This is a genomic window from Acidovorax sp. HMWF018 (assembly GCF_003061035.1).
Taxonomy (GTDB): Bacteria; Pseudomonadota; Gammaproteobacteria; order Burkholderiales; family Burkholderiaceae_C; genus Acidovorax; species Acidovorax delafieldii.
In genome coordinates this window covers 1-8,986 of record NZ_QAIM01000401.1, presented here as the reverse complement: position 1 = coordinate 8,986, position 8,986 = coordinate 1, and the positions used below count along the sequence as shown (strand labels likewise).

Here is an 8,986-nt window from a genome sequence, read left to right as displayed (position 1 = left end):
CCGCCCGCCTCCACCACCAGGGGCGCCACCTGCGGAATGGCCTGCATGGCGCCCAGCACGTTGGTGTGCATGACGGCATCAAAGTCTTGCTGCGTGGGTGGGGTGAGCGCGTTGGGGCGGCGGATGACACCGGCCACATACAGCGCCAGGTCCAGCTTTTCGCCGTCAAGCTGCCAAGCCAGGCCGCTCACGCTGGCGGGGTTGGCCACATCCACGGTGAGCGCCTCGGCGCCAAGCGCCAGCACGCGCTCGCGGCCGGCGTCGTCGCGCACGGTGGCGATCACGCGGCGCCCGGCGTCGGTGTACTGGCGCACCAACTCCAGGCCGATGCCCCGGGACGCGCCCATCACGAGTATGGAGTTCATTTTCAAGCCCAATATGCCGCAAGCGCTAATAAATCATGCGCCAACAGCTATCAATTCAGGAGTAAACAAAACAGCGACACCCACTCAGGCAGACAGGTATCCGGCGTACTCGAAATAGCCCGACCACGCGGGGTCGTACGCCACCTTCAGCTCCAGCGATGCCGCCTCGTCGCGCAGCAGCAGGGGCGCCAGCGTCTGCTTGGCCAGCTGTTCGTCGCTCACGTAGTACAGCGCCTGCCGGCGGCCCGCGCGCATCAGCGTCAGCACCAGAATGCCCAGCTGCGGCACCTGGAGCAGCGTGGCGGCTTGCTCGTGCAGGTCTTGCACGGCGGTCAGTGTGTCGCTGTCGGGCACCGCCAGGTCCACGGTGAGGGCATAGGCCAGGTCGGCCCGCATGGCCACAGCGTTGGCACTGGTGTTGACCATGACCACGCCGGTCTCGGGCGCGTCTTCGCTGTCGATGTCGTCAGCGGGCAGTTCGTTGCCGTCCTCGTCGATGGGGCAGTCAAACTGCAGTTCCAGCCCGTCCCACTCGGCATCGCCCGTGGGAAAGTGGCCGGTGTGGCCCAGGGTATCGGTCCAGTAGCGGTCGAACACCGGGGGCAGCTGGCTCAGCGGCACCCAAGGCGTGTGGGTGTCGCCGGGCTCGCCCACAAAGTCCACCGCGCCCACCTTCACGGCAAAGTCGTACTCGCCCAGCACATGGTCGAGCATGATGAATGCCATGTTGCGCGCATGGTCCTGGTAGTCGCTGGGGATCTCGCGGCCAAAGCGGATCTCCAGCGCCGCCTGCCCGCCATCCTGCTCCAGCGCCACCAGCACTTCGGACGTGGCCAGCTCAAAGCCTTCCATGCCGATGGGAAAGTCCGGCTGCGTGGTGCGCTCGCGAAACGCACGCACGCGGTAGTGCGGCAGCGCGGGTGCGGCCGCCACCACCTGCGCCAGCAACGGAAACCGCTCGATGCTGCCGTGGGCCGTGACGATGAGGTCCACCACGGCATCGGCATCGTCGCCGGACATCTCCAGCGCCAGGCCTTCCAGGTGCTGATCTATCAGCGCATTGGCGGCCCCCACGCGCTCGCGCAGCGGCAGGTTCTGGAGCGATGCCTGGGCATCCGAAAACGCGCGCCAGAAGGCGCCGATGGCGGGAGAGGGAGTGGTCATCGCGGTCCTTGTGCAAAGTCGGGGATCATCCCATCTCCAGCCAGCGGCCTCAGACGAGTTCCAGCGCCACGGCCGTGGCCTCGCCACCGCCGATGCACAGCGTGGCCAGGCCCTTGGTCAGGCCGCGCGCCTTGAGGGCATGGATCAGCGTGACCATGATGCGCGCACCGCTGGCGCCGATGGGGTGGCCCAGTGCGCAGGCGCCACCGTTCACGTTGACCTTGTCATGGGGCAGGTCCAATTCCTTCATCAACGCCATGGGCACCACGGCAAAGGCTTCGTTGATCTCCCACAGCTGCACGTCGCCCACTTGCCAGCCGGCCTTGGTGAGTGCCTTTTGTGTGGCGCCCAGGGGGGCGGTGGCAAACCACTCGGGCTCTTGTGCGTGCGTGGCGTGGCTCACGATGCGGGCCAGGGGCTTGGCGCCCAGCTTCTTGGCCGTGGACTCGCGCATCATCACCAGCGCGGCCGCACCGTCGTTGATGCTGGAGCTGGACGCGGCGGTGATGGTGCCGTCCTTCTTGAACGCGGGCTTCAAGGTGGCGATCTTCTCGAGCTTGACCTTGCCCGGGCCTTCGTCCACCGACACCACGGTCTCGCCCGCACGGGTCTTGACGGTGACGGGCACGATCTCGGCCGCGAAGGCGCCCGACTCGGTGGCCGCCTTGGCGCGCTGCACGCTGGCGGTGGCAAACGCGTCCTGCTGCTCGCGCGTAAAGCTGTACTTGGCCGCACAGTCTTCGCCAAAGGTGCCCATGCTGCGGCCCGCTTCGTAAGCGTCTTCCAGGCCGTCGAGCATCATGTGGTCGAAGATGCGGTCATGGCCCAGGCGGTAGCCGCCACGGCCCTTTTGCAGCAGGTAAGGGGCGTTGGTCATGCTCTCCATGCCGCCAGCCACCATCACGTCGTGCGTGCCCGCCAGCAGCATGTCGTGCGCCATCATCGCGGCCTTCATGCCGGAGCCGCACATCTTGCTGAGCGTAACGGCGCCTGCACCCTTGGGGAGGCCGCCCTTGAACGCCGCCTGGCGTGCAGGTGCCTGGCCCTGCCCTGCCATCAGGCAGTTGCCAAACAGCACTTCGCCCACTGTGTCGGGCGAGACACCGGCGCGCTCGATGGCGGCCTTGATGGCAGCACCGCCCAGGTCGTGCGCAGCCAGGCTGGAGAAGTCGCCCTGCAGCGAGCCCATGGGGGTGCGTGCGGCGCCGACGATGACGATGGGGTCTTGGATGGACATGGTGAAGGTCTCCTGGGTAAGGGTCTGAGGAAAAGTGGGGACGAAAACCGGGGTTTTGGCGGGCGGTCAGCGGGCCGCAGCGCCTTGCGCAAAGCGCCGCTCCGTGTCATAGGGGAAAACATCAAACATATGACCCGCCTGGATGCGCTCCTTGTGCGACTGCCAGAACGCGGCGTCGAGCAGGTCGGCGTGGTGCTGCATGAACACCTCGCGCACCGCGTCGTTGCCCAGCAGGAAGGGGCCAAAGGTTTCGGGGAACACATCGCGCGGGCCCACGCTGTACCAGACCTCGCCGCTCATCTCTTCTTCCTCATTGCACGGCGTGGGCACGCGGCGGAAGTTGCAGTCGGTGAGGTATTCGATCTCGTCGTAGTCGTAGAACACAACCTTGCCGTTGCGCGTGACGCCAAAGTTCTTCCAGAGCATGTCGCCGGGGAAGATGTTGGCGGCCACGAGGTCCTTGATGGCGTTGCCATATTCGATGACGCTGTGCTCCATCTGCTGGCGCGCACGCGGGTCGGACAGGCCGGTGTCAAAGGCCTCTTGCAGGTAGATGTTGAGCGGGATCATGCGCCGCTCGATATAGAGGTGCTTGATGATCACCTCGGTCTGGCCGTCGCCGTCGCGGTCGCTGATTTCGAGCTGGCTGGGGGCGAACTTCTCGATCTCGGCAATCAGCGCATCGTCAAAGCGGTCGCGGGGGAAGGCAACCTCGCTGTACTCCAGCGTGTCGGCCATGCGGCCCACGCGGTCGTGCTGCTTGACCAGCAGGTACTTGGCCTTGATCTGTTCGCGCGTGGTTTCCTTCTGGTGCGGAAAGTAGTCCTTGATGAGCTTGAACACAAACGGGAAGCTCGGCAGGTCGAACACCAGCATCACCATGCCCTTGATGCCCGGCGCGATGCGGAACTGGTCGCTGGAATGCTTGAGGTGGTACAGGAAGTCGCGGTAGAACAGTGTCTTGCCTTGCTTGGCCAGGCCCAGGGCGTTGTAGATCTCGGCCCGCGGCTTGCGCGGCATGAGGCTGCGCAAAAACTGCACGTAGGCGCTGGGGATCTCCATGTCCACCATGAAGTAGGCGCGGGCAAAGCTGAACAGCATCTGCATGTCGTCTTCGCCGAACAGCGCGGCGTCGATGGTCAGCTTGCCCCTGTCGTCGTGCAGGATGGGCAGCGCAAACGGCACCTCGTTGAAGCCGTTGATGATCTTGCCCACCACATACGCGCCCTTGTTACGAAAGAACAGGCTGGTGAGCACCTGTATCTGGAAGTTGGTGCGCAGCCTCACCTTGTCGAGCCGGCTGCGCATGGCGCCCACCACACAAGCGGTGTCACGTGGCAGGTCGGCAAATTCGCGCTGCAGCTGGAAGTTCTCGACGATGGCCTGGAAGGTGTCGCCCAGCGTATCGCGCGTGGGGTAGTAGGCGCGGTAGGTGGGCCGCGCGGCAGGCTCGTCGTTCTCGATGTATTCGGTGCTGACCGCAGGCCGCAAAAAGATGAAGTCGTTGTGGAAATGCGTGCGGTGCAGGATCTTGGTGGTGACCGAGTTGAAGAAGGTTTCGGCCAGCTCGGGCTGGTGGTGGTTCACCAGCAGCCCGATGTAGTGCAGCTTGACCTGGTGCCAGACATCCATCGGCTGCGCGCCGGCCTCGAACTCTTTTTCCAGGCGGCGCACACATTCCTTCACCCGCAGGTCGTAGAACTCGATGCGCTCGCGCTGCGCCCGCTGCTGGCCGTGCCAGTCAGCGGTTTCAAAACGGTGTTTTGCGCGCGCGGACTCGGTGCGGAACAACCGGTAATGCCGGTTGAAGCCGTCCATCATGGCCTTGGCAATGCCGTAGGCCTGGGGCGCATCAAGGCGTTGCGGGAACATGGTGGCGGGCCTATTGGCTTCTTCGTCAGCGCAACCGTCGCTCGGCAGACACAGGGCGGCGGCAGGCCTACTGCCGCCGGGTTGCGGCCACCCCGGCAATTGCCGCCTTGTACAGCGATTCCAGACCTTCTGTGCTGTCCACCGACATGTGCAGGTTGTTGATGAGCCCGTCCTTGAGGCCGTAGCACCAGCCATGCAGCGTGACCTTCTGGCCCCGGCCCCAGGCGTCCAGCATCACGGTGGTCTGTGCAATGTTCACCACCTGCTCGATGGCATTGAGCTCGCACAGCACGTCGTGGCGCCACTCAGGCGCGGTGGCGGCGATCAGGTCGCGGTGGCGGTCACGCACGTCCTGCACATGGCGAATCCAGTTGTCGGCCAAGCCCACGCGCGTACCCTCCAGCGCGGCCAGCACACCGCCGCAACCGTAGTGGCCCACCACCATCAGGTGCTCGATGCGCAGCTGGTCCACCGCGTATTGGATGGTAGACAGGCAGTTGAGATCGGTCGGCACCACCACGTTCGCCACATTGCGGTGAACGAAGACCTCACCAGGCTCCAGCCCGGTGATCTGGTTGGCGGGCACCCGGCTGTCGGAGCAGCCGATCCACATGTACTTGGGCTTCTGCTGCGCCAGCAGGCTGGTGAAAAAGCCGGGCCGCTCGCGCTCCATCTGGGCCGCCCAGGCGCGGTTGTGAACAAACAGGTCGTCGATGGAGGAAGGCATGGGGTCCTTGGTGTGTGAGGGTTGGTCGATCAGTTGTCGCGGGTCAGCAGGTCTCGGCAAACAGCTCGCGGCCAATCAGCATGCGGCGGATCTCGCTGGTGCCAGCACCAATCTCGTACAGCTTGGCATCGCGCCAGAGGCGGCCCAGCGGGTACTCGTTGATGTAGCCATTGCCACCGTAGATCTGCACGCCTTCGCCGGCCATCCAGGTGGCCTTTTCGGCGCACCACAGAATCACGCTGGCGCAGTCCTTGCGGACCTGGCGCACGTGGTCGGTGCCCAGCATGTCGAGGTTCTTGGCCACAGTGTAGGCAAACGAGCGACCCGCCTGCAGCACGGTGTACATGTCGGCCACCTTGCCCTGGATGAGCTGAAACTCGCCAATGCTCTGGCCGAACTGCTTGCGGTCGTGAATGTAAGGGATCACGTTGTCCATCACGGACTGCATGATGCCCAGCGGGCCGCCAGTCAGCACCGCGCGTTCGTAGTCCAGGCCACTCATCAATACCTTGGCACCGTTGTTCACGCCGCCGAGCACGTTTTGTGCAGGCACCTCGACGTCCTGGAACACCAGCTCGCCCGTGTGGCTGCCGCGCATGCCCAGCTTGTCGAGCTTTTGCGCAATCGAGAAGCCCTTCATGCCCTTCTCGATCAGGAAAGCCGTGACACCGCGTGCGCCCATTTCAGGCTCGGTCTTGGCATACACCACCAGGGTGTCCGCATCGGGGCCGTTGGTGATCCACATCTTGCTGCCGTTGAGCAGGTAGTAGCCGCCCTTGTCCTCGGCCTTGAGCTTCATGCTGATCACGTCGGAGCCCGCGCCGGGCTCACTCATGGCCAGGGCGCCCACGTGCTCGCCGCTGATGAGCTTGGGCAGGTACTTGGCCTTTTGTGCCTCGTTGCCGTTGCGGTTGATCTGGTTCACACACAGGTTGCTGTGAGCGCCATAGGACAAGCCCACCGACGCACTGGCGCGGGAGATTTCTTCCATCGCCACCATGTGGGCGAGGTAGCCCATGGCGGCGCCGCCAAATTGCTCGGGCACCGTGATGCCGAGTACGCCCAGATCACCCATCTTCCGCCACAGGTCCATGGGGAATTGGTCGTTGCGGTCAATCTCGGCCGCGCGGGGAGCGATCTCTGCCTGCGCGAAGTCGCGCACGGCATCGCGCAGGGCATCGATATCTTCGCCCAGCTGGAAGTTGAGGCCGGGAAGGTTGGCGGGAATGCTCATGGGGCTTGTCTCCTCGTAGAAGGTAGGGAAATGGGCAGGGCTCAGCCCTGGATGCTGTCGCGTCCGGTGACCGCCATGAGAGTGCACCCCATGGTGGCGACCAGCTTTTCTTGGTTGCCGTCGATAGCGAAGGCTCGGCCTTCGCAGACGGTGATGGTGCGGCCGGGCTTCAGCACCCGTCCTTCCATGCGGAATCGCTCGCCTTTGGCAGGGGCCAGCAAGTTGATCTTGAATTCGATGGTGAGCACGGCGGCATCGGCCGCCATGAGGGTGAAACCGGCATATCCGCAGGCCGAATCCAGCGCGGTGGACACCATGCCCGCATGGAGAAAACCATGCTGCTGGGTCAGGGCGGCTGCCCAGGGGAGTTCAATGTCTACAGCACCTGGCGCCACCAATCCCAGCGACGCGCCAAGCGTCTGCATGGCCCCTTGCCGCGCAAAGCTGTCGCGCACGCGGTCAGCAAAGTCAATGCAACGCGGCTCAAAGGGGGGCATGCTCACTGCAGTCTCCTGATTTACGTTTACGTAAACGTCAATTATGGATCAATTTTGCTTTTCTACCTTGGCCAGTAGCGTGCGCGCCTCTTCTTCGTGCTCGCGCACCTCTTCCAGGTTGGCCTGCAGATCTGCCATTTGCTCTTCGAGTTGCTTGCGATGGACCACCAGCACGTCCAGGAACTTGCGGAGCTGTACACCGGTATCGCGGGGGCTGTCATAGAGGTCGATGATCTCCTTGGCTTCCGTGAGAGACAGTCCCAGGCGCTTGGCCCGCAATGTCAGGCGCAGCCGCGTGCGGTCGCGTGCGCTGTACACCCGGTTGCGGCCTGCGGCGCCGGTGCGTTCAGGCTGCAGCAAGCCCATGTCTTCATAAAAACGGATCGCCCGGGTGGTGAGATCGAACTCTTTGGCAAGGTCGCTGATGGTGTAGGTATTGGCCATGGTGGGTGCTGCACACAGCAGTATCGGTTTCGCACAGGAGACAGCCGCGTGGCGGCAGCTCCCTACAATGCATCGAGTGCATGACGTTTACGTTAACGTCAATGCTAACCCATCACACCGCCTCCATGAATCCACTTGAACACCAGATCCACTACCCGCTCGGCGACGCGCTGCCCGTCGAGGGCGCCACCTTGGAGGTCGCGCCTGGAGTGCATTGGATCCGTATGGGCCTGCCCTTTGCCCTGGATCACATCAATCTGTGGCTGCTGCGCGATCGCCAGCCGGATGCTGGCGGTGTGCAGGTGGACGGGTGGACCGTGGTGGATTGCTGCATCGACAGCGCTGCGAGCCGCGCGCAGTGGGAGCAGATATTTGCAAACTGCATGGAGGGCTTGCCCATTCTTCGCGTCATCGTGACCCACATGCACCCAGACCATATCGGGCTGGCACATTGGCTGTGCGAGCGCTGGGATGTGCGCTTGTGGATCAGTGCCACGGACTACAACGTAGCGCGTGTCGCCATCTATGACCCGCAGGGGTTTGGCGGGGAAGCAGGGGCCGATTTTTATGCGCTGCACGGTGCACAAGAACCGTCTTTTTTAGACCATGTGCGAGGACGCGCTTCGTATTTTCCGGCCTTGGTCCCTGCTCTCCCACCCCGTTTTCGACGAATCATGGATGGCGACACGCTGAACATCGGGGGCCGCGCCTGGCGTTGCATCAGCGGCTACGGCCACGCGCCCGAGCACATGGCATTGTTTTGCGCTGAGCTGACCACCTTGATCAGCGGAGACATGGTGTTGCCGCGCATCTCGACCAATGTCAGTGTCCACGCCAGCGAGCCAGAAGCCAACCCGCTACAACTGTTCTTGACCTCGCTCTTGCGGTATCTGGATCTACCAAAAGACACCTTGGTGCTCCCATCGCATGGCAAGCCGTTTACAGGCCTGGGTACGCGCGTTGCACAGCTACAAGACCATCACCGCGAGCGGCTCACTGAGATTTTGCAAGCCGCGCACAGCCGCGCACTAAGCGCTGTGGATACTTTGCCAATTCTGTTTCAACGCCAGTTGGACACCCACCAGATGACTTTTGCTATGGGTGAGGCGCTGGCACATCTTCATCATCTGTGGATGGATGGGAAGCTGGAGCGCTTTCTCGACCAAGCCGGGGTTCAGAGATTTCGCGCACCGAACGGTATATAACCGCACCCAATGCGTGGCCGACCAGCGCTTATTGAGCAGCAATGAAATAGCACACTCAGCCACGCTGATAGATGGTGATCAACGCCGGAAAGGCGTGTGAGCCGATATAGGCGCCTAGGTGGTCTAAATAATTTTGCGCGCCCCCAAAGCAAAAAACCCCAGTCATATCTGACTGGGGTTTTCTGGGCTGTAAGAGCCTGACGATGACCTACTTTCACACGGGAACCCGCACTATCATCGG

At 63.2% G+C, this 8,986-nt stretch carries 8 protein-coding genes and 1 pseudogene; 1 reads left to right on the top strand and 8 read right to left on the bottom strand.

Annotated elements, in window-relative coordinates:
* From DBR23_RS30820 to DBR23_RS16110, 8 genes and pseudogenes are all read right to left on the bottom strand, one after another.
* A pseudogene (locus DBR23_RS30820) lies at window positions 1-365 on the bottom strand (SDR family NAD(P)-dependent oxidoreductase); the annotation flags it as partial.
* An 84-nt stretch (window positions 366-449) separates the two neighbouring features.
* Entirely contained in the window at window positions 450-1,529 is a 1,080-nt protein-coding gene (locus DBR23_RS16140) for a DUF695 domain-containing protein (RefSeq protein WP_099729199.1), read from the bottom strand.
* 49 nt (window positions 1,530-1,578) lie between these two features.
* A complete protein-coding gene (locus DBR23_RS16135; protein ID WP_108498913.1) occupies window positions 1,579-2,766 on the bottom strand; it encodes an acetyl-CoA C-acyltransferase in 1,188 nt (395 codons plus the stop codon).
* A gap of 66 nt (window positions 2,767-2,832) precedes the next feature.
* Window positions 2,833-4,638 (bottom strand): bifunctional isocitrate dehydrogenase kinase/phosphatase, encoded by a 1,806-nt coding sequence (gene aceK, locus DBR23_RS16130; RefSeq protein WP_108498912.1) that lies wholly within the window; start codon window positions 4,636-4,638, stop codon window positions 2,833-2,835.
* A 67-nt stretch (window positions 4,639-4,705) separates the two neighbouring features.
* Window positions 4,706-5,365 carry a carbonate dehydratase gene (gene can, locus DBR23_RS16125; protein ID WP_056057784.1) on the bottom strand — a complete coding sequence of 220 codons (660 nt, stop codon included), beginning with the start codon at window positions 5,363-5,365 and terminating at the stop codon, window positions 4,706-4,708.
* A gap of 43 nt (window positions 5,366-5,408) precedes the next feature.
* A complete protein-coding gene (locus DBR23_RS16120) occupies window positions 5,409-6,599 on the bottom strand; it encodes an isovaleryl-CoA dehydrogenase (protein ID WP_108498911.1) in 1,191 nt (396 codons plus the stop codon).
* A 41-nt stretch (window positions 6,600-6,640) separates the two neighbouring features.
* Window positions 6,641-7,096 carry a PaaI family thioesterase gene (locus DBR23_RS16115; RefSeq protein ID WP_108498939.1) on the bottom strand — a complete coding sequence of 152 codons (456 nt, stop codon included), beginning with the start codon at window positions 7,094-7,096 and terminating at the stop codon, window positions 6,641-6,643.
* 48 nt (window positions 7,097-7,144) lie between these two features.
* Window positions 7,145-7,540, bottom strand: a complete 396-nt coding sequence (locus tag DBR23_RS16110; RefSeq protein ID WP_056057775.1) for a MerR family DNA-binding transcriptional regulator — start codon at window positions 7,538-7,540, stop codon at window positions 7,145-7,147.
* A gap of 125 nt (window positions 7,541-7,665) precedes the next feature.
* Here DBR23_RS16110 and DBR23_RS16105 point away from each other — a divergent pair, with 125 nt between their 5' ends.
* Window positions 7,666-8,745 carry an MBL fold metallo-hydrolase gene (locus DBR23_RS16105; protein ID WP_108498938.1) on the top strand — a complete coding sequence of 360 codons (1,080 nt, stop codon included), beginning with the start codon at window positions 7,666-7,668 and terminating at the stop codon, window positions 8,743-8,745.
* The last annotated feature ends 241 nt before the right edge of the window (window positions 8,746-8,986 follow it).